This window comes from Rhizobium sp. AQ_MP, from assembly GCF_014237835.1.
GTDB lineage: Bacteria > Pseudomonadota > Alphaproteobacteria > Rhizobiales > Rhizobiaceae > Allorhizobium.
This window is the reverse complement of record NZ_JACJVI010000010.1, coordinates 87990-106229: the sequence shown is the minus strand read 5'-3', so window position 1 is coordinate 106229 and position 18240 is coordinate 87990. Positions and strand designations below refer to the sequence as shown.

At 61.1% G+C, this 18240-nt stretch carries 19 protein-coding genes; 9 read left to right on the top strand and 10 right to left on the bottom strand.

The window, feature by feature from the left end; translation table 11 throughout:
* Positions 1 to 55 precede the first annotated feature (55 nt).
* Together H6M51_RS15705 and H6M51_RS15700 are read left to right on the top strand one after the other, a co-directional pair.
* Positions 56 to 718, top strand: coding sequence for a Crp/Fnr family transcriptional regulator (locus H6M51_RS15705; RefSeq protein WP_185810759.1), 663 nt, complete (start codon positions 56 to 58; stop codon positions 716 to 718).
* Positions 719 to 807: 89 nt separating this feature from the next.
* Positions 808 to 1014 (top strand): DUF2892 domain-containing protein, encoded by a 207-nt coding sequence (locus H6M51_RS15700; RefSeq protein WP_185810758.1) that lies wholly within the window; start codon positions 808 to 810, stop codon positions 1012 to 1014.
* A 74-nt stretch (positions 1015 to 1088) separates the two neighbouring features.
* Here the strand turns inward: H6M51_RS15700 and ychF are convergent, their stop codons facing one another.
* Entirely contained in the window at positions 1089 to 2192 is a 1104-nt protein-coding gene (gene ychF / locus H6M51_RS15695) for a redox-regulated ATPase YchF (RefSeq protein ID WP_185810757.1), read from the bottom strand.
* Positions 2193 to 2304: 112 nt separating this feature from the next.
* Here ychF and clpS point away from each other — a divergent pair, with 112 nt between their 5' ends.
* Positions 2305 to 2613: an ATP-dependent Clp protease adapter ClpS gene (gene clpS / locus H6M51_RS15690; protein ID WP_185810756.1), complete on the top strand. Its 309-nt coding sequence runs from the start codon at positions 2305 to 2307 to the stop codon at positions 2611 to 2613.
* 243 nt (positions 2614 to 2856) lie between these two features.
* Here clpS and H6M51_RS24865 read toward each other — a convergent pair whose 3' ends face one another.
* Positions 2857 to 2982, bottom strand: a complete 126-nt coding sequence (locus tag H6M51_RS24865; RefSeq protein ID WP_281418966.1) for a hypothetical protein — start codon at positions 2980 to 2982, stop codon at positions 2857 to 2859.
* A gap of 63 nt (positions 2983 to 3045) precedes the next feature.
* Positions 3046 to 3450: a RidA family protein gene (locus H6M51_RS15685; protein WP_185810755.1), complete on the bottom strand. Its 405-nt coding sequence runs from the start codon at positions 3448 to 3450 to the stop codon at positions 3046 to 3048.
* Positions 3451 to 3616: 166 nt separating this feature from the next.
* Here H6M51_RS15685 and H6M51_RS15680 point away from each other — a divergent pair, with 166 nt between their 5' ends.
* Positions 3617 to 4213: a TetR/AcrR family transcriptional regulator gene (locus H6M51_RS15680; RefSeq protein ID WP_185810754.1), complete on the top strand. Its 597-nt coding sequence runs from the start codon at positions 3617 to 3619 to the stop codon at positions 4211 to 4213.
* 62 nt (positions 4214 to 4275) lie between these two features.
* Positions 4276 to 4674: a hypothetical protein gene (locus H6M51_RS15675; protein WP_185810753.1), complete on the top strand. Its 399-nt coding sequence runs from the start codon at positions 4276 to 4278 to the stop codon at positions 4672 to 4674.
* A gap of 10 nt (positions 4675 to 4684) precedes the next feature.
* Here H6M51_RS15675 and prmB read toward each other — a convergent pair whose 3' ends face one another.
* From prmB to H6M51_RS15650, 5 genes are all read right to left on the bottom strand, one after another.
* Positions 4685 to 5614 (bottom strand): 50S ribosomal protein L3 N(5)-glutamine methyltransferase, encoded by a 930-nt coding sequence (gene prmB, locus H6M51_RS15670; RefSeq protein ID WP_185810752.1) that lies wholly within the window; start codon positions 5612 to 5614, stop codon positions 4685 to 4687.
* Positions 5615 to 5679: 65 nt separating this feature from the next.
* A complete protein-coding gene (gene pth / locus H6M51_RS15665) occupies positions 5680 to 6405 on the bottom strand; it encodes an aminoacyl-tRNA hydrolase (RefSeq protein ID WP_185810751.1) in 726 nt (241 codons plus the stop codon).
* Between the two features lie 81 nt (positions 6406 to 6486).
* Positions 6487 to 7227, bottom strand: a complete 741-nt coding sequence (locus tag H6M51_RS15660) for an ABC transporter substrate-binding protein (RefSeq protein ID WP_185810750.1) — start codon at positions 7225 to 7227, stop codon at positions 6487 to 6489.
* Between the two features lie 24 nt (positions 7228 to 7251).
* Positions 7252 to 9630, bottom strand: coding sequence for a bifunctional diguanylate cyclase/phosphodiesterase (locus H6M51_RS15655; protein WP_185810749.1), 2379 nt, complete (start codon positions 9628 to 9630; stop codon positions 7252 to 7254).
* Positions 9631 to 9837: 207 nt separating this feature from the next.
* Positions 9838 to 10431, bottom strand: a complete 594-nt coding sequence (locus tag H6M51_RS15650) for a 50S ribosomal protein L25/general stress protein Ctc (RefSeq protein WP_185810748.1) — start codon at positions 10429 to 10431, stop codon at positions 9838 to 9840.
* A 289-nt stretch (positions 10432 to 10720) separates the two neighbouring features.
* On the opposite strand from H6M51_RS15650, the gene H6M51_RS15645 reads away from it, so the two are divergent.
* The 4 genes from H6M51_RS15645 to H6M51_RS15630 all read left to right on the top strand — a co-directional run bounded on the left by H6M51_RS15645 (position 10721) and on the right by H6M51_RS15630 (position 16205).
* Positions 10721 to 12814, top strand: coding sequence for a bifunctional diguanylate cyclase/phosphodiesterase (locus H6M51_RS15645; protein ID WP_185810747.1), 2094 nt, complete (start codon positions 10721 to 10723; stop codon positions 12812 to 12814).
* A gap of 149 nt (positions 12815 to 12963) precedes the next feature.
* A complete protein-coding gene (locus H6M51_RS15640) occupies positions 12964 to 13920 on the top strand; it encodes a helix-turn-helix domain-containing protein (protein WP_185810746.1) in 957 nt (318 codons plus the stop codon).
* A 286-nt stretch (positions 13921 to 14206) separates the two neighbouring features.
* A complete protein-coding gene (adh, locus tag H6M51_RS15635; RefSeq protein ID WP_185810745.1) occupies positions 14207 to 15721 on the top strand; it encodes an aldehyde dehydrogenase in 1515 nt (504 codons plus the stop codon).
* Positions 15722 to 15824: 103 nt separating this feature from the next.
* Positions 15825 to 16205, top strand: a complete 381-nt coding sequence (locus H6M51_RS15630; protein WP_185810744.1) for a DUF779 domain-containing protein — start codon at positions 15825 to 15827, stop codon at positions 16203 to 16205.
* Positions 16206 to 16217: 12 nt separating this feature from the next.
* On the opposite strand, the gene H6M51_RS15625 is transcribed toward H6M51_RS15630, so the two are convergent.
* The gene (locus H6M51_RS15625) at positions 16218 to 17072 is read right to left on the bottom strand and encodes a hypothetical protein (RefSeq protein WP_185810743.1); all 855 of its coding nucleotides are present in this window, start codon (positions 17070 to 17072) and stop codon (positions 16218 to 16220) included.
* Positions 17073 to 17226: 154 nt separating this feature from the next.
* On the bottom strand, positions 17227 to 18159 hold the full coding sequence (locus H6M51_RS15620) for a ribose-phosphate pyrophosphokinase (protein ID WP_185810742.1): 933 nt from the start codon (positions 18157 to 18159) through the stop codon (positions 17227 to 17229).
* Positions 18160 to 18240 lie beyond the last annotated feature (81 nt).

The window sequence follows — 18240 nt, the reverse complement described above, 5'->3', positions numbered from 1 at the left end:
TTCTCCAATGCACTGCCAGTCGCTATGGTCATAAGCGGGAATCGTGAGGTGGTCCATGGTGGGTTGGGCGGATCAGGCGAGCTTTCTCGCGGACATAGATAACGAGGCGCGACGGGCGCTCGAGGCGCTGAAGCCGATGCATGTGCCGGCGCGGGCCACGCTGTTTCGGCCGGGGGATGCGGCTCAAAGCTTTGTCATCCTGCTTTCCGGGCGCATCGGCGTTTATCTCACCGGGCGCAACGGACGGGAGCTTCTTCTCTATTCCGTCACACCCGGCGAGACCTGCGTGCAGACCACGCTCGGCGTGCTTGGCGGGGCGCCCTATACGGGCGAGGCGGTGGCGGAAAGCGATCTGGTGGCGGTGATGGTGCCGCCTGCCGTGTTCGAGCGCCTGATGGCCAGTTCGCCTGCCTTCCGCGCCTTCGTCTTCAAGGCATTTGCCGACCGGTTGGGCGACCTAATGTTTGTGCTCGAACAGGTGGCTTTCGTGAAGGTCGAACAGCGGCTGGCGCATGCGTTGATCGAGCGGGCCGACGACGAGGGCTGCGTGACGCTGACGCATCAGGAGCTCGCGGTCGTGATCGGTACGGCACGGGAGGTCGTGTCGCGGCGGCTCGAGGCGCTTGCATCCAAGGGCGTGGTGGCAAGCGAGCGAGGGCAGATCCGGATCATCGAGAAAGGTGAGCTCGCCCGCATGGCGAGGGCCAGCGAGCTTTGAGACTTGCCCAATTGCGTGACTTAGTCACCGACGCGTTCGAGGGGCGGCGCTAGTGTCATCCCATCGTCAATCGAACGGAAGGAAAAACCATGTTTGCCAAGAATGTCGGCAGTCTCGACCGCGTGCTGCGCATCGTTGTCGGGCTTGTGCTCTTGTCGCTCTTCTTCATCTATCCGGGCGCGTGGTGGCGCTACTACACGCTGATCGGCGTGGTGCCGCTTCTGACCGGCCTGATGTCGACCTGCCCGCTTTATTCGATCATGGGGCTTTCAACCTGCCCGGTAAAGCGGGCTTGACGGCCGGCTTGCTGATTGAACAAAAAAAAGGCCGCGAGGGGATCGCGGCCTTTTGTCGTTCTGGTGGTTTCGCTTCAGGTGTTGAAGCGGAAGTGGATCACGTCGCCGTCGTGGACGACATATTCCTTGCCTTCGTCGCGGCCCTTGCCGGCTTCCTTGGCGCCGACTTCGCCCTTGTAGGCGATGTAGTCGTCATAGGAAATGGTGAAGGCGCGAATGAAGCCGCGTTCGAAATCGGTGTGGATGACGCCGGCAGCCTGCGGGGCCTTGGTGCCGCGGACGATCGTCCAGGCGCGGGTCTCCTTCGGGCCGACCGTGAAATAGGTGATCAGGTCGAGCAGGTGGTAGCCGGCGCGGATCAGGCGGTCGAGACCGGCTTCGTCAAGGCCAAGGGCCGAGAGGAACTCGGTGGCTTCCTCTTCCGGCAGCTGGGCGACTTCGGCTTCGATCGCAGCCGAGATCACGACGCATTCGGCGCCCTGTTCGGCGGCCATCTTGGCGACGGCTTCGGTGTATTTGTTGCCGGTCGCGGCGTCACCCTCGGCGACGTTGCAGACATAGAGAACCGGATGCGAGGTCAGCAGGTTCAGCTGCTTGAGGATGACGATCTCGTCGGCGGCCAGTGTCTTCAGGAGAAGGCGGGCCGGCTTGCCGTCCTGCAGGAGTTTGACGACCTGCTCCATGATCGGCAGCTGGGCGCTGGCTTCCTTGTCCTTGCCCGTGGCGCGCTTGCGGGTCTGCTCGAGGCGACGCTCCAGGCTTTCGAGGTCGGCGAGCATCAGCTCGGTTTCGATCGTGTCGGCGTCGCCCACCGGGTCGATACGGCCTTCGACATGGGTGATGTCTGTGTCTTCGAAGCAGCGCAGGACGTGGACGATGGCGTCGACTTCGCGGATATTGGCGAGGAACTTGTTGCCGAGGCCTTCGCCCTTCGAGGCGCCGCGCACGAGGCCGGCGATGTCGACGAAGGAGATGCGGGTCGGAATGATTTCCTTGGAGCCCGCGATGTCGGCGAGCTTCTTCATGCGCGGATCGGGAACGGCCACTTCACCGGTGTTCGGCTCGATCGTGCAGAAGGGATAGTTGGCTGCCTGGGCGGCTGCCGTCTTGGTCAGCGCGTTGAAGAGGGTGGACTTGCCGACATTCGGAAGCCCGACGATACCGCATTTGAAGCCCATGGCTTTGAATACCTGCTCGGGATGGATTTTCGTTGCCCACGCCTATGGGGTATAGGAAGGGCATGGTCAAGTGTTGCGGGCCTGATGCGGCCTCTAGATCCGGAAGGAACCCATGGCGAAGGATACGGTGCTGACGCCGAAGACGGTGACCAAGCCAAAGGTCGAGAAACCCAGGCTCTACAAGGTGCTCCTGCACAATGACGACTATACGCCGCGCGAATTCGTCACGATCGTGTTGAGGGTCGTGTTCCGGATGAGCGAGGAGACGGGCTACCGGGTGATGATGACGGCGCACAAGTTCGGCTCGGCGGTGGTCGTCGTCTGCACCCGCGAGATTGCGGAGACGAAGGTGACGGAGGCCATGGACCTTGCCAAGGAGGCGGGCATGCCGCTGTTGTTTACGGCAGAGCCGGAGGAGTGAGGCGATGGCGAATGCGTCTCCTTCGACCGATTGGGCGACAGTTCGGCGGATGATGAACACGGCGATCGATTTCTGCGAACAGGTCGAAGCCGCGGGCTATCGTGAGACCGATCGCGATGCGACGGCCGCCGTCGCCGGCCAAGCCGTCAGTGTGCAAGACGTGCTTGCGAGCGCATGGACCTATCCTGAGACCATGCGCTACGCCATCATTCGCAAGCGCCACGAAGCCGATGACGATCTCGCTTATGTGCCGGAGACCGCCCGCGTCTTGACGGCCATGGCTGAGGCTTGTGCCGAGTTGTTCGCGCCAAGGCCGGCGCCACAGACGCGGCTGGTGTCAGCGAGATGCTCCATTGGTTCGAGACGCATGCCGGCACTACGCTTAGGGAAGCAATCTCGAAGCGGGACAATAGTACCTGAGCCGAGGTTGCGTCAGATCTGCTGGGTCGCCGGAACCCGCGCGATCACCTTGATCTCGAAATCGAAGCAGGCGAGCCAGGTTACCCCGACAGCCGTCCAGTTCGGATAAGGTGGGGCGCTGAAGATGTCGGCCTTTACCTTCATGATCGTCTCGAACTGGTTTTCCGGATCGGTGTGGAAGCTGGTGACGTCGACAAGGTCGGCAAATGAGCAGCCGGCGGCGGCGAGCGTCGCTTCAAGATTGGCGAAGGCGCGGCGAACCTGGGCTTCAAAGTCCGGTTCGGGCGTGCCGTCCTCGCGGCTGCCGACCTGTCCGGAGACGAAGAGCAGATCACCGGTGCGGATAGCGGCGGAATAGCCGTGCTGTTCGTACAAGGCGTGGCGGTTTGCGGGGAAGACTGGTTCAGGCTTGGTCATGGGTATCCTTTCGGGCATGCGAGATCGTTCCGCCCCAGGGTGGGTCGGTGAAACGCCGCTTGGCTGCAGGCTGAAGATTTCATATACGTTGCGTATGTAGCGTTACTCGCATACGAAACGTATGTCAAATTCATATACGCAATGTATGTGAAATTGGGAGAATGGTATGAAGCGCACACGATCGGAAAGCATGGCGGAAAATCGTGGGAAGTTGATCGCGGCTGCGCGTAAGGCCTTTGCCGACAAGGGCTATGTGGCAGCGTCCATGGATGCGCTCACCGCAGAGGCCGGGCTTACGCGGGGTGCGCTTTATCACAATTTCGGCGACAAGCGCGGACTGTTCGCCGCCGTCGTCGACCAGATCGATACCGAAATGGCAGGGAGGGCGAAGCGGCATGCCGCGGCGGCCGGCGAGGGCTGGAATGCGCTGCTCGCTGAAGGTGCGGCCTATATCGAGATGGCGCTCGATCCCGAGGTGCAGCGCATCGTGCTGCTCGATGGGCCGGCGGTGCTCGGTGATCCCTCGTTATGGCCGAGCCAGAATTCATGCCTTCAGGTGACCCGTGAGGCGATCGAAGTCCTGATGGGGCAGGGGGTGTTGAAGCCGGTGGATGCGGAAGCGGCAGCGCGGCTGATCAGCGGTGCGGCGCTCAATGCGGCGATGTGGATCGCCGCGAGCGCAGAGCCTGAAAGCGTCTTGCCGAAGGCGCAGCAAGCCTTTCGTGCGCTCGCCGAGGGACTGCTCGCGAAGGTCCCCGCCTAGGCGCCAGCGAGTACAATTTCGGTGCAAACCAATTCCTTACCGCCGCGCGCTAGTCTTGGCGGATGGTTCCGGATCCACAAACACTCCCCGAGGCGGCCACCTGGCATTATGTCGTGGCGGTCGGCCTCTTCGCCCTGATCGGGGCAGTCGGGCATGTGGTGCGCGCCGTCTTCAATATCTTGCCGGATCGCCTGTCGGATCGTCCGATGATGGATCTCGTGATCAGCGACGGCTATAGCTGGCAGGACATGATCTTCAAGACCGAATATGACGATGCGGGCTACTACCGCCTCGACAGTCTGCACAATCTGCGGCTTGCGGTTGGCTGGGCCATGTTCAGCGGATTTCTGATCCTGCTATTGGCACCTGACGCATCACGGCTTGCGGCTTACTGGATAGACTTCGGGCTTGCCGCACTCGTCGATCTCTTCTGGTACCGGGTCGAGACCTTCGAGTGGTGAGGCCTGAGCCTCACTTGCTCTTCTTTGCCTTCACGCCGAGCGCTTCCGCCGAGATCCAGAACACCGCGTCCTCTTCCTCCGTAGTCTCGACCCAGAGGAAGTCGAGGTCCGGGAATTCGGCTTCGAGGATGTCGCGGCCGCGGCCGATTTCGCACAGCATGCCGCCGCCGGGATTGAGGTGCTTCGGCGCTTCGGCGAGCAGCGTCCGCACGAGGTCGAGGCCGTCTTCGCCGCCGTCATGGGCCATGGCCGGTTCGGCGCGGTATTCGGCCGGGAAGGCGTCCATGGCTTCGTGGTCGACATAGGGCGGGTTGGTGATGATGAGGTCGAACTTGCGGCCTGACAGCGGCCCATAGAGATCGCCCTGATGCAGCGTCAGCTGGTCTTCGAGGCCATAGGCCTGACGGTTCTTTTCGGCGACATCGAGCGCGTTGGCGGAGAGATCGACGGCATCGACGGCTGCCAGCGGGAAGAACTTTGCAGCCAGGATCGCCAGGCAGCCGGAGCCGGTGCAGATGTCGACCACGCTTTCGACCGCGAAGGGATCCGGCAGGAAGGTCGAGCCGAATTCGCCGCCATATTCGTTGAACAGGATCTCGCCGATATGCGAGCGCGGCACGATCACGCGCTCATCGACGAAGAAGCGCATGCCCTGGATATAGGAGCGGCCGGTGAGATAGGCTGAGGGCTTGCGGGTTGTAACACGCGTCTCGATGCGGTCCGCGAGCAGGCGACGCTCTGACGGCAGCAGCTTTGCATCAAGGAAAGGGTCGAGCGTGTCGATCGGCAGGTCGAGGCTGTCGAGCACCAGGAAGGCGGCATCATCGACGGCGGTGTGGGTGCCGTGGCCGTAGCTCAGTTCTGCGGCATTGAAGCGAGAGATGGCATAACGCCAGTAGTCGCGCAGGGTGACGAGGTCGGTGGTGATGTCGTGGCTCATGGCGTTATCCGGTCGTTTGCGCGGCTATCGGTTAAAGGCAGGGCAGGGCGCCTCTGATGGGGTTGTCAGTCGCCCTTGGGGCCGAACATCTTCTTCAACATCTCGGCCATGGGGCCGGTCTCGGGAAGTTTCTTCGGTTGATTGAAGTTGCGAGCCTGATGGATGTGGGACTGGGCGGGCTTTGGCGCTTTGGGTGCCTTGGCCGGCTTCTCGTCCTCGGCCTTAGCCCCGGTTGCGAGCGCCAGCTTGTTCATCAGCTGCGAGTCTTCACCGCGTATCAGCATGTCTGCATTGTCGGCGAGCGCTTCCAGCAGCGGATCGAGCCATTCGGCGTCCGCCTTGGCGAAGTCGCCGAGCACGTGGTTGTGGACTTTTGCCTTGTCGCCGGGATGGCCGATGCCGAGGCGGAGCCGCCGGTAGTTCAGGCCGCAATGGGCGTCGAGCGACTTGATGCCGTTATGCCCGCCATGGCCGCCGCCGGTCTTGATGCGCGCCTTGCCGGGCAGGAGGTCGAGTTCGTCATAGATGGCGACGATGTCTTCCGGACCGAGCTTGTAGAAGCGCATGGCCTCGCCGACGCTTTCGCCCGAAAGGTTCATGAAGGTCTGCGGCTTGATCAGCATGACCTTCTCGCCGGCCAGTGTTCCCTCGGAGATCTCTGCCTTGAACTTCTTCGACCACGGCGAAAAGCCGTGGCGGCGCTGGATCGCGTCGACAGCCATGAAGCCGATATTGTGCCGGTTCTTCGCATACTGCGCACCGGGATTGCCGAGGCCGGCCAGGATGATCATTGCCCGAGATCCGTCTTGAGGTTCTTTGCCTTTCCCCACAGGGAAACAGCGCGAAAGTCAAGACGATTGTCGGGCCAATGGTCAGGGCTTAGCCGCGACCTGGCCGAAGTTCGAGTAGCGCAGATTGTAGGTGTCGAAGATCTCCGCCTGGGTGCCGTCTGCGATCAGGGTGTCGAGCGCGCCCTGCATGCGGGCAAGCAGTTCGTCCGGGAAAGACAGGTTGCAGGCGACGGCGAATTTCTGCTCCGAGAAGACGAACTGGGCTTCAAGATCCGTGCCCATTTCGCGCAACTCGATATAGTGCTGCTCGGAGATCGGCATCAGGTCTACACGGTTGCTCTCCAGCTTCTTCAGTGTGAGCTTCAGATCCGTCGCGAGGTCGATCTTGGGAAAGCCCTCATTCTCCAGCAGGGTCTGGGTGTAATCATTGCGTTGGGTGCCGACGGTGAACCGCTTGGCTTCCTCGATGTTGGCGACCTTGATGCCGGATCCCTCATGCGACACCATGAAGTTGCGGCCAACGGCAATCGGCTCGACCCATTTGAACCGCTTGTCGCGCTCCGGAATGTGCGCGGTCGTGAAGACGCAATGCATCGGTTCGCTTTCGGCGAGCGCAATGGCGCGCGCCCAGGGCATCATCTCGATGGTATAGGGGATGTCGATCGCCTTCATCATCAGCAGGATTTGATCATATCCCGCGCCGCGGATCTCGCTGCCGACCCGATAATTGTAGGGGGGATAGTCTTCGGTGGTGAAATGGACGACATCGGCGGCGGCGACCGGGGCCGCCGCGAGTGAAAGCATAATGACGAGGACTTTCATTGCGGTTCCCTCCTGCGGTTGATCTCAGCCGGTCGACACCCTCGGCAGGTGGCTCGGCGCGGCAAGCGCATGTTCCATCAGCGTCGACAGCGGCGCGGGGCGATCGAAAAGATAACCCTGGCCGAAGTCGACCCCGAATTCCTCAAGAATGCGGCGCTGTTCTTCCGTCTCGATGCCCTCGGCAACCACACTGCATTCCATTTTGTGGGAAATCGCCGTGATGCCTTCGACGAGCATGCGGCTCTTGTGGCGGTGCTCGGGCTCGTCTTCCGTCAGCGAGCGGATGAAGGACTGGTCGATCTTGACGATATCGACCGGGAAGCGGTTGAGGTAGCTCAGCGAAGAGTAGCCCGTGCCGAAGTCGTCGAGGGCGATCCGGTAGCCGTAGCTGTTGAACCCATCGAGGATGGTACGGATCTGCGGATTGTCGTGCAGCAGCGTCGCCTCGGTGATCTCGACGACGATGCGGTGCGGCGCGATATCGTAATGGGACGTCAGAGCGGCCAAGCGTACAGGCAGAGACGCATCGAACTGAAGCGGCGAGAAGTTGATCGCGAGATAGGCGTCGTGGTTGCCGGTCGCCGCACTCAGGCGGGCCAGGTTGGAAAGCGCCTTCTCGAGCACCTGACCGCCCAGGCGGCTGATCGCGCCGGTTTCTTCCGCCACGCCGATCATTTCTGCTGGTGGAATGACGCCGCGCCTTGGATGCACAAGGCGCATCAGGGCCTCGTAACCGACCGTGCGACCGCTTGCGACTTCGACGATCGGCTGGAAGAAGGCATCGAACCAGTCCTCGGCCAGACCTTCCTCGATATCGCGCTCGATCTCGGCGCGGCGGCGGGTGTGATCCTGGATCTGCGGGTTGTAAAGCTGCGCGCCGTTCTTGCCGTCGCGCTTCTTGCTGTACATGGCCATGTCCGACTTCTGCAGCAATTCGGCGGCGTTGGTCGCATGGGTGGGATAGACGGCGATGCCGATGCTGGCGCTCAAGCGGACGGTCGAACTTTCGATGGTCATGGGATGAACGAAGATCTCGCAAAGCGCACGGCTGATCCTTGTCGCGAGGTCTTCGATCGACGGTCCGCGCAGGAGCACGGCAAATTCATCGCCGCCGAGGCGCGCGGCGATTGCGCCCTTCGGAAGCTCGTCCTGCATGCGGTCAACAAATCGGCGAAGCACCAGGTCGCCCGCCTGGTGGCCGAGATTGTCGTTGATCCACTTGAAGCGATCAAGGTCGACAAAGATGCAGGCCAGTTCCTCACCTGAAGCATCTGCCGCCGCAATCTCACCGTCGAGTGCGGTTTCGAAGCCCTGGCGGTTGCGCAGGCCAGTCAGATGATCGGTGATCGCCTGGTGGTGGTTGCGCTCCTCGGACTGCTTGAGTGCCGTCACATCGGTCATCACCGATAGCGACAGGTCCTCATCGGCACCTTCGATCTTGCGGTTCGCTTCGGCGATGAGGACGTCCATGACGGTCCCGTCGGCACAAACGAACTGCGTCGTCGCTTCCAGGACGTCGGCGATGGACCGCGTCTTCTTGCGTTCGTGATAGGTTGCACGCGCTTCGGCCGGTACCAACTCAATGAACTGGCGACCGACGACCTGATGACGCTGGTAGCCGGTCGCCAGCAGCCAGTAATCGCTGACGCCGGTGATCCGGTCTTCCTCGTCAAGCGAGAAGAGCATGGCCGGCGTGGTGTTGTAGATGTCAGTCGCACGACGATGCGCAAGGCGCAATTCGCCTTCTTCCTGCTCGAGCTTGATCTGCATGGCATTGAAGCTTCGGGCAAGCCGGCCGATCTCGTCGTTGGACTGCCAGTCCACATGGTGGCGGGATCCGAGCCGGCGCGTCGCCTCGATGGCCGCAGTCAGCTTCAGGAGCGGCTTCATCACCATCAGCCGGTTGCCGATGACGGCAGCGCCCACCACACCCATGACCGCCAGCATGAAGATGACGATCAGCATCACCTCCGCCTGGCGCAACGAGGAGAACATGTCGATGCGGCTGTAGTAGATGGTGATGGTGCCAACGAGTTTCGGGCCTTCAACGGCACGGTAGAAGATCTCGCGCGTGATCGGTTCCAGACCGTTTTTCGGCCATTTCGGCAAGGCCGGCATCGAGACGGCAATGCCGCCCGAGACATCCTTGACGTGGACCCTGCTTACGGGTCCGTTGGAGACGATCGTTGCGGTGATCTGTTCGACGCTTTCCTCGTCGAAGTCCCAGAGCGGCTTGGCGAGTGCTTGTGCATTGGCTGCGAGCAGGATGTCGAGATTCTGCTGCAATTCGTTGGCCGCCCGTTCCGTCGCCAACGACAGGAACAGAGCAAAGAGCGGCACGACCAGAATGAAGATCGTGATCCCGACGATTGAAAGGAAGCGGCTCTCGACCGAACGTGTCATCAGCGGACCGCCTCACGCGGCGCGGGGTGATGCGGCATGCTGCTTCAGGCTCCCTCACGCAATAATTGAGAGCGGGAGCGTTTCACGAAATACTTTAAATCTACCTAAAGGCGAATGGTCGGATTCAACCTTCCCGCAGAGCCTCTGGCACGAAAAAAACCCACCCTTTGAGGGGTGGGTTTCCATCGATGCCGGAGATCTTGGAGATCAGGCTTCGGCTTCTGCTTCCATGCCGCCGGCCGGAGCAACGATCGTGGCGATCGTGAAGTCGCGGTCGGTGATAACAGGGCTGGTGCCAGCCGGGAGCTTGACGGCGGAGATGTGAACGCTGTCGCCAACCTTGAGGCCGGAGAGGTCAACCGTCAGGAATTCCGGAATGTCGGAAGCCGGGCAGTGCAGTTCAACTTCGTGACGAACGATGTTGAGAACGGCGCCGGTCTTGATGGCCGACTTCTCTTCGTTGATGAAGTGAACCGGAACTTCGACCGTGACCTTGCTGTCGGCCGAGACGCGCAGGAAGTCGACATGCATCGTGAAATCACGAACGACGTCGAGCTGGTAGTCCTTCGGCAGAACGCGGATCTTCTGGCCATCGAGGTCGATGACGGCGACGGTGGTCATGAAACCGCCGGCGTGGATGCGCTTGGTGATCTCGTTGGTGTTGATCGAGATCGAAATCGGGGCCTGCTTGTCACCATAGATGACAGCCGGGATGAAACCGTTGCGGCGAAGTTCGCGGGAGGACCCCTTACCTACCCGTTCGCGTGCTACGGCCTTGAGCTCGTAAGAAGCGTGGCTCATGGCTTTACCTTTCAAGTTACTGGAGAGCCCTGGCGACACTGTCATGCCAGAACCGGAGACCGTTGCCGGTCCCATCCACATTGCCTCCAAGGGTGTCTGTGCGGATCGGGCGCCTATAGACCAGATGATGGGGAATAGCAAGGTTCACGGCCAGAAAGCCGGCCCTAACGCATTCGTGATGGCAGATTGGCCGTCGGGTGACCAGCAACGGATTTGGTAACCATGTGAGGTGAGGCTTTCGAAATTGATGGATGTTAGCTTTCCCACTCAATTTCAAATGGTCTTGCCCATGCTTGCTGTTCTTTCCTGCATCGCCGTCGATCACGATCCTCTCTCACTGGTTGCTGCAGTGCTGATCTGTGTGCTCGGTTCGCTTTTGACCATGAGACTGTTCAATCGTGTGCGCAACACGCGCGGCGCAGCGCGGGCAAGCTGGATCGCGTTGACCTCCATCATCGGCGGCTCGTCGATCTGGACGACGCATTTCGTGGCGATGATGGGCTATGAAGCGGATGTGCTTGCCGGCTACGAGCCCACCGCCACGCTGCTTTCCCTGCTGCTTGCCATCACCGTGACCGGCATCGGCCTTTTCGTGGCGGCGGCAACCCAGCGCAGCCTGCTGGTCGAAGCGGGTGGCGCGATTGTCGGCGCGGGGATCGCGTCGATGCATTATGTCGGCATGTCCGGCTATCAGGTGCAGGCGGATCTGCACTGGAACATGAGTTATGTCGGCGCTTCGCTGGTCGCGGCCGGGCTCTTTGGCGCCTTGGCCACCAGCCGGGTTGCACGGCCTGTGACCCGGTTCTGCCGGTACGGCGGCGGTATCGCGCTCGTGCTTGCCATCGCTTCCACCCATTTCATCGGCATGACGGCTCTGACCGTGGAGCCCAATGCCGGCGCCTCGCTGCCTGCAAACATGCTGCCGGAAAGCGTGCTCACGGTGGTCCTGGTGTTCGTCACGCTGCTGATCCTGTCAATCGGTGCGATGACCTACGTGATCGACAGGCAGTCGAACCGCTCTGCAGTCGAGCGTTATCGCCAGCTTTCGCTCCATGATGCGCTGACCGGCCTGCCGAACCGGACAGCATTCCTTGAGCGTTTCAGTCATCTGGTGCAGACGCCGACAGCTCGCAACGAGCGGATCTACATCTTTTCCTTCGATCTCGACCGCTTCAAGGAGATCAATGATGTGCACGGGCATGCGGCAGGCGACCACGTGCTCAGGGTCGTTGCCGAGCGGATGACCGGCAGCCTGCGTTCCGACGAATTTGTTGCGCGCATCGGCGGTGACGAATTCGTGGCGGTGAGCACACGCATGTTCACGGCTGGCGATGCAGAAGCCTTTGGCCAAACGATCGTTTCCCAACTCAATGCGCCGATCGACTGGCAGGGACAGACGCTCTCTGTCGGTACCAGTATCGGTATCACCGTTTTCCCGGATGCTGCCGAAGAGATCGATGATCTGCTGGCCCAGGCAGACACGGCGATGTATCGCGCCAAGGCCAGCGGCTCGAACAACATCTGCTTCTACGACCAATCGATGGACCAGGCAGCCCGCGAGCGCAGCGCGCTTGCCATGGACATGCGTGCCGGGTTCCTGCGTGACGAGTTCAAGCTCTACTTCCAGAAGCAGAACGACACCCAGACCGGGGAAGTGGTCGGTTTCGAGGTGCTGCTGCGCTGGGACCATCCGACCCGCGGCCTGGTTTCACCGGCGGAGTTCATCCCGATTGCGGAACGCACAGGCTTCATCATGGAACTCGGTGACTGGGTGTTGCGCCAGGCCTGCATCGAGGCGGTGCGCTGGCGCAATCCGCTCAAGATTGCAGTCAATGTCGCGCCGAAACAGCTCGCGAACTCCGCCCTGCCGGCACGGGTGCGAGAAATTCTCGCCGAAACCGGGCTCCCTCCGTCCCGGCTGGAGCTCGAGATCACCGAATCCGGCATCATCGCCGATCAGCAGCATGCTCTCTCCATCATCCGGCAGCTCAAGTCGATTGGCGTGAAGATCGCCATGGATGACTACGGAACCGGCTATTCCTCGCTGTCGACGCTGCAACTATTTCCGTTCGACAAGATCAAGATCGACCGCGGTTTCATCGACAGCGTCGCAGAGAACCGACAATCCGCAGCGATCGTGCGGTCGACGCTAATCCTGGCACAGAGCCTTGACATACCCGTGCTTGCGGAGGGGGTGGAAAACGTCGAGCATCTGCGCTTCCTGCAGTCGGAAGGTTGTCAGCAGGTGCAGGGCTATTTCTACGGCAAACCCCAGCCCCTGTCTGAACTGCAGGATATCGTCAATCCGGACCATCCGGTTGCCCGGGAGAGCGAGGCTCCACCTGCCACGTCGGGTGTATCGTCGGGCGTTCTCGCGGCCTGAGGTCTGCCACGAGATGACCTCCGGGCCGGGTGTCGCAGATCTGCGCCAGTTTGACCGACGAAATTCTCGGTGGGCATCTGCCAACCACATCAGCGATTGCCTCTGAGGGAAGAAGGCGCATACTGGGACTCGTGCTTTGGGAGGAGCCGATGCGTGAGGACACCAGACATTCCGAACTCGTCTATTCGACGGCGCAGAAGGCGTCGGCTGCGGTGACCTCGCCGGTCGCGGCCTCCTGGAGCCGTTGCCTCAACCTCTATCAACTGCAGCCCGAACAGGCGCGCAAGCCGATCCAGGTGGATCACGTCCTCTACCGCGAGGCCCGCGAGCGCATGGAGCGGCTGATCGGCAGTTCTGCTGATGAAGTGGACAGGCTTTACCAGATGGTCGGACGCTCCGGCTGCTGCATCATTCTCGCGGATCAAAACGGAATTGTCGTCGACAGGCGAGGGGCGCCGGGGGACGATGTCGAGTTCCGTTCGCTCGGTCTCTGGGAACAGACGCTCTGGAGCGAGCCCAGTGTCGGCACAAACGGTATCGGTACCGCGCTTGCCGACGAGCGCGCGGTGGTGATCCATCGCGACCAGCACTTCATGAGCGCCAATATCGGGTTGTCCTGTGCGACAGCGCCGATCCGCGACCATCTGGGCAGGGTTACCGCTGCGCTCGATGTCTCCACCTGCCGCAATGACGTTTCCGACATGACGCTGGCGATCCTGTCGCAGGCGGTGCGGGATGCTGCAGCGCGGGTCGAGAGCAATCTTTTCCGCCAGGCCTTCGCCGGTGCCCGTATTGTGGTGGTGCCTCAGGTCAATTCGCTCTCGGCGTTGATTGCCGTTGACGGCGATGATCTGATTCTTGGTGCGACCAAGGCGGCCCGCGTGGCGTTGAGACTCGATGACGGACTGATTGCCCAGGGCATGCCTGCTGCCGACGCTTTGCGCGAGACGCGTGGCGAAAAGACGGGGGATCTCGATGATGCCGAGCGGGCCGCATTGCGCCGCGTGTTGTCACGCGCCAATGGCAATGTGTCCCTTGCTGCTCAGATGCTCGGGATCAGTCGAGCGACGCTGCATCGAAAGATAAAGCGCTTCCAGTTGCACTAGAAATCGACGGCGATCGCTCTTTGTACGCTGAATTCGAATGGCGCAAGTTCAATTCAGTAAGTGTGTGATCCGCTCGCTCAAATACATTACATTGTGTTTTATCGTTACTGGCTGCCTCGCATCGAGGTGGCCAACTTTTTTTGGGGGAATGTGTGAGGCAAGTGTCGCAAGACTGAAACACCATGAACGGTAGTCCTGTTTCCAGGGGCTGTTTCTGAAAGGTGAACGCGGTGATCATCCTGCCATCGGGACCCGAGGAGGGGTCCTTCAAACGGGAGGATGACAGATGAACATTCAAGTCCAGACGATTGCGGCTTCGCCGTTCAAGTTGAAATACGGAAACTTCATCGGTGGTGAGTTCCGCGAGCCGGTGAACGGCCGCTACTTCGAAAACACCACGCCGGTTACCGGCGGCAAGCTTTGCGACGTTGCCCGTTCCGACGAGGCGGACATCAATCTGGCGCTCGACGCCGCTCATGCCGCGAAGGACAAGTGGGGTCGGACCTCGACCACCGAGCGCGCCAATATCCTGAACCGGATCGCCGACCGCATGGAGGCCAATCTCGAGCTTCTGGCGCGGGCCGAGACCTGGGACAATGGCAAGCCGCTGCGCGAAACCATGGTCGCCGACATTCCGCTCGCCATCGACCACTTCCGCTATTTCGCGGCCTGCGTACGCTCCCAGGAAGGCACGATCGGCGAAGTCGACCATGACACGATCGCCTATCATTTCCACGAGCCGCTCGGGGTCGTGGGCCAGATCATTCCGTGGAACTTCCCGATCCTGATGGCCGCGTGGAAGGTGGCACCGGCACTGGCTGCCGGCAATTGCGTGGTCTTGAAGCCGGCTGAGCAGACGCCGGCCTCCATCCTGGTGCTCGTGGAGTTGATTGCCGATCTCTTGCCGCCCGGCGTCTTGAACGTCGTCAACGGCTTTGGCCTCGAAGCCGGCAAGCCGCTGGCGACCAGCCCGCGGATCGCCAAGATCGCCTTCACCGGCGAGACCTCCACCGGTCGTCTGATCATGCAGTATGCCTCGCAGAACCTGATCCCGGTGACGCTGGAGCTCGGTGGCAAGTCGCCGAACATCTTCTTCGAGGATGTGATGCGCGAGGATGACGACTATCTCGACAAGGCGCTCGAGGGTTTTGCGATGTTCGCCCTCAACCAGGGCGAGGTCTGCACCTGCCCGAGCCGCGCGCTGGTGCATGAGAAGATCTATGACCGCTTCATGGAAAAGGCGATCAAGCGCGTCGAGGCCGTCATCCAGGGCGATCCGCTCGCCATGTCGACGATGATCGGGGCGCAAGCCTCTTCCGAACAGCTGGAAAAGATCCTGTCCTATATCGACATCGGCAAACAGGAGGGTGCCGAAGTCCTGACCGGCGGCTATCGCAACCAGCTGCCAGGCGAGCTGTCGGGCGGTTACTACGTCAAGCCGACCGTGTTCCGTGGACACAACAAGATGCGCATCTTCCAGGAAGAGATCTTCGGACCCGTCGTCTCGGTCACGACCTTCAAGGACGAGGCGGAGGCGCTGGAAATCGCCAATGACACGCTTTACGGCCTCGGTGCCGGTGTGTGGAGCCGCGATGCCAATACCTGCTACCACTTCGGCCGCAACATCCAGGCCGGTCGCGTCTGGACGAACTGCTACCACGCCTATCCGGCGCATGCGGCCTTCGGTGGCTACAAGCAGTCGGGCATTGGTCGCGAGACACACAAGTTGATGCTCGACCACTACCAGCAGACCAAGAACATGCTGGTGTCCTACAGCCCGAAGGCGCTGGGTTTCTTCTGAGACCTCCCCCAGGGGCGGTGTTCCGCCAATGCCGCTCCGATCCCCTCTTCCTGTTCTCGACCAGGAGGAGGGGTTCCTTCGTTTTGAACTAGGAGGGCAGACAGTGACCAATGGAGATCAGCCGCGTGTTGTGGCGACGGACGCCGCACTCGCATTTCTTGCCGAGATCAGACAAGACCATCCCGACATTCTCTTCCACCAGTCCGGTGGATGCTGTGATGGGTCTTCGCCAATGTGTTATCCGGCAAGCGAATACCGGGTGGGCGAGACGGATGTGAAGCTCGGGGAGATCGGCGGCGTGCCGTTCTACATCAGCGGCAGTCAATATGCGGTCTGGGCGCATACGCAGCTGATCATTGACGTGGTGCCGGGACGAGGGGGCATGTTCTCGCTCGACAACGGACGGGAGCGGCGTTTTCTCACGCGGTCGCGGCTGTTTTCCGGCGGTGAGGCTTGTCCGCTGCCGACCATGGTGCGAGCTTGAGCGCCTGGCGGTTCAGCTGAGGCCGATCTTTGTGCAGGCGGCATCGATGATGGAGAGCTTGTAGGCCTGGGTCGTGTGATATTCGCGCAGGAATTCCCGCGAGATCCACATGACCGAGCGGCCGCGACTTCCATCCCAGCCGATGCTTCCGAGTGCCTCGGCTTCGCGCAGCTTGCGCGTTAGATGGGTGCGCGAGAGGCGGAAGTTCTCCGCGATTTCGGGCACCGAGCGCACCTGTGTCGGCACGCGCTCGACCGAGGGGTCGACCGGATCAACGCCGACCATCAGCCAGTCCATGACGATGCCGCCATTGTTGAGCCAGGTGAACAGCGACCAGGTTTGCGGTGGACTGCGCAATTCCGGTGAGATCATCGCCCGGGTCGTGATTTCAGGATGCAGCCGGGCCATGGCGCTTTCCTCAGCCTCGAAATGATCGAGGCGATTGCCGCCATCCAGCCGGTCCAGGCTTGCAAGATGGATGGAGACCCAGCGGCGAGTCGCCGCGATTGTGCGGGGAGCGGGCACGATCGGGCGGTTGCGGCGGTCGGATGTCGCGCCGTTCAGGGCGATGCCGTAGACAAGCATTTCCTTCATGAAGGCATCTGCGGTGTTGACCGAGGAAATCCCGAGCGTTTTCACCTGTTCAAGGTAGCGTGCCATCAAGATGACGGGTTCGGGACTACCCTTGGCGACCTCGGAGAAATACTGTCCCATCGCGAGATGACCCAGCAACCAGCGCTGCTGCGTTCCGAAGACGGCAGCAAGCTTGGGTGTTTCATCGTTGACGCGAAGCAGAGCACGTGACTGTTCCCGGACCGTTTCATGCAGATCTGGGTTGGCAAGCAACTGGTCTACGGAGAGTGACATTAAATCACACGTTAAGAATGTAACGACGCTAGAGAGTTCCGCATGGAACCATCTTGCACGAAGCTGTAGGCAATAGGTTGCTTCAGCGCAAGAGCGGCGGATGCGCTCACACGTCTTTGTTCCGTCTCAGACTTAACGTTTGTGGTTACTGTCCTCAGTCGAACAGACTGGAGACCGACTCTTCCTGGCTGGTGCGATTGATCGCTTCACCGAGCAGGGTCGCTGTCGTCAGCACGCGAATGTTGTGGGCCGACTGCACCGCGGTGGTCGGCTGGATCGAGTCCGTGATAACCAGCTCGCGGAGTTTCGAGGAGGAAACGCGGGTGACCGCGCCGCCGGAGAGAACGCCGTGCGTGATGTAGGCGGTGACGCTGGTCGCACCGTTCTTCAACAGGGCCTCTGCCGCGTTGCAAAGAGTGCCGCCGGAATCGACGATGTCGTCGATCAGGATGCAGTCCTTGCCGGTGACATCCCCGATGACGTTCATGACTTCAGATTCACCCGGACGGTCGCGACGCTTGTCGACGATGGCGAGCAGACAGTCGAGGCGCTTGGCAAGCGAGCGGGCGCGCACGACGCCGCCGACGTCGGGGGAGACCACCATGACATTGTTGGTGTCATAGTGTTCCTTGATGTCGCGCGCCAGCAGCGGCACGGCATAGAGATTGTCTGTCGGAATGTCGAAGAAGCCCTGGATCTGGCCTGCATGCAGGTCGAGCGTCAGAACGCGGTCGGCGCCGGCCTCGGTGATCAGGTTCGCGACCAGCTTTGCCGAGATCGGCGTGCGCGGACCGGGTTTGCGGTCCTGACGGGCATAGCCGAAATAGGGAAGGACGGCGGTGATGCGGCGGGCAGAGGATCGACGGAAGGCGTCGATCATGATCAGCAGTTCCATCAGGTGATCGTTGGTCGGGAAGGATGTCGACTGAACGACGAAGACGTCTTCACCACGCACATTTTCCTGGATCTCTACGAAGATTTCCTGGTCTGCGAAGCGGCGGACGCTGGCCTTGCCGAGTGGTACATTGAGATAGGAGCAGATCGCTTCGGCCAGTTGCCGGTTCGAATTACCTGCGAAAACCTTCATCTTGGCCCGCCTGTTACCATGCTGAGATGCGGGCTTTTTAGCGCCCTTCCCCCTGAATGCAAGAGGTTTGGACAGCTCGGC

What these genes read in the sequence shown, in the direction of transcription:
- H6M51_RS15705 (WP_185810759.1), top strand. Translation starts at nt 56, where the DNA reads ATGGTGGGTTGGGCGGATCAGGCGAGCTTTCTCGCGGACATAGATAAC.
- H6M51_RS15700 (WP_185810758.1), top strand. Translation starts at nt 808, where the DNA reads ATGTTTGCCAAGAATGTCGGCAGTCTCGACCGCGTGCTGCGCATCGTT.
- ychF (WP_185810757.1), bottom strand. Translation starts at nt 2,192, where the DNA reads ATGGGCTTCAAATGCGGTATCGTCGGGCTTCCGAATGTCGGCAAGTCC.
- clpS (WP_185810756.1), top strand. Translation starts at nt 2,305, where the DNA reads ATGGCGAAGGATACGGTGCTGACGCCGAAGACGGTGACCAAGCCAAAG.
- H6M51_RS24865 (WP_281418966.1), bottom strand. Translation starts at nt 2,982, where the DNA reads ATGCGTCTCGAACCAATGGAGCATCTCGCTGACACCAGCCGCGTCTGT.
- H6M51_RS15685 (WP_185810755.1), bottom strand. Translation starts at nt 3,450, where the DNA reads ATGACCAAGCCTGAACCAGTCTTCCCCGCAAACCGCCACGCCTTGTAC.
- H6M51_RS15680 (WP_185810754.1), top strand. Translation starts at nt 3,617, where the DNA reads ATGAAGCGCACACGATCGGAAAGCATGGCGGAAAATCGTGGGAAGTTG.
- H6M51_RS15675 (WP_185810753.1), top strand. Translation starts at nt 4,276, where the DNA reads ATGGTTCCGGATCCACAAACACTCCCCGAGGCGGCCACCTGGCATTAT.
- prmB (WP_185810752.1), bottom strand. Translation starts at nt 5,614, where the DNA reads ATGAGCCACGACATCACCACCGACCTCGTCACCCTGCGCGACTACTGG.
- pth (WP_185810751.1), bottom strand. Translation starts at nt 6,405, where the DNA reads ATGATCATCCTGGCCGGCCTCGGCAATCCCGGTGCGCAGTATGCGAAG.
- H6M51_RS15660 (WP_185810750.1), bottom strand. Translation starts at nt 7,227, where the DNA reads ATGAAAGTCCTCGTCATTATGCTTTCACTCGCGGCGGCCCCGGTCGCC.
- H6M51_RS15655 (WP_185810749.1), bottom strand. Translation starts at nt 9,630, where the DNA reads ATGACACGTTCGGTCGAGAGCCGCTTCCTTTCAATCGTCGGGATCACG.
- H6M51_RS15650 (WP_185810748.1), bottom strand. Translation starts at nt 10,431, where the DNA reads ATGAGCCACGCTTCTTACGAGCTCAAGGCCGTAGCACGCGAACGGGTA.
- H6M51_RS15645 (WP_185810747.1), top strand. Translation starts at nt 10,721, where the DNA reads ATGCTTGCTGTTCTTTCCTGCATCGCCGTCGATCACGATCCTCTCTCA.
- H6M51_RS15640 (WP_185810746.1), top strand. Translation starts at nt 12,964, where the DNA reads ATGCGTGAGGACACCAGACATTCCGAACTCGTCTATTCGACGGCGCAG.
- adh (WP_185810745.1), top strand. Translation starts at nt 14,207, where the DNA reads ATGAACATTCAAGTCCAGACGATTGCGGCTTCGCCGTTCAAGTTGAAA.
- H6M51_RS15625 (WP_185810743.1), bottom strand. Translation starts at nt 17,072, where the DNA reads ATGTCACTCTCCGTAGACCAGTTGCTTGCCAACCCAGATCTGCATGAA.
- H6M51_RS15620 (WP_185810742.1), bottom strand. Translation starts at nt 18,159, where the DNA reads ATGAAGGTTTTCGCAGGTAATTCGAACCGGCAACTGGCCGAAGCGATC.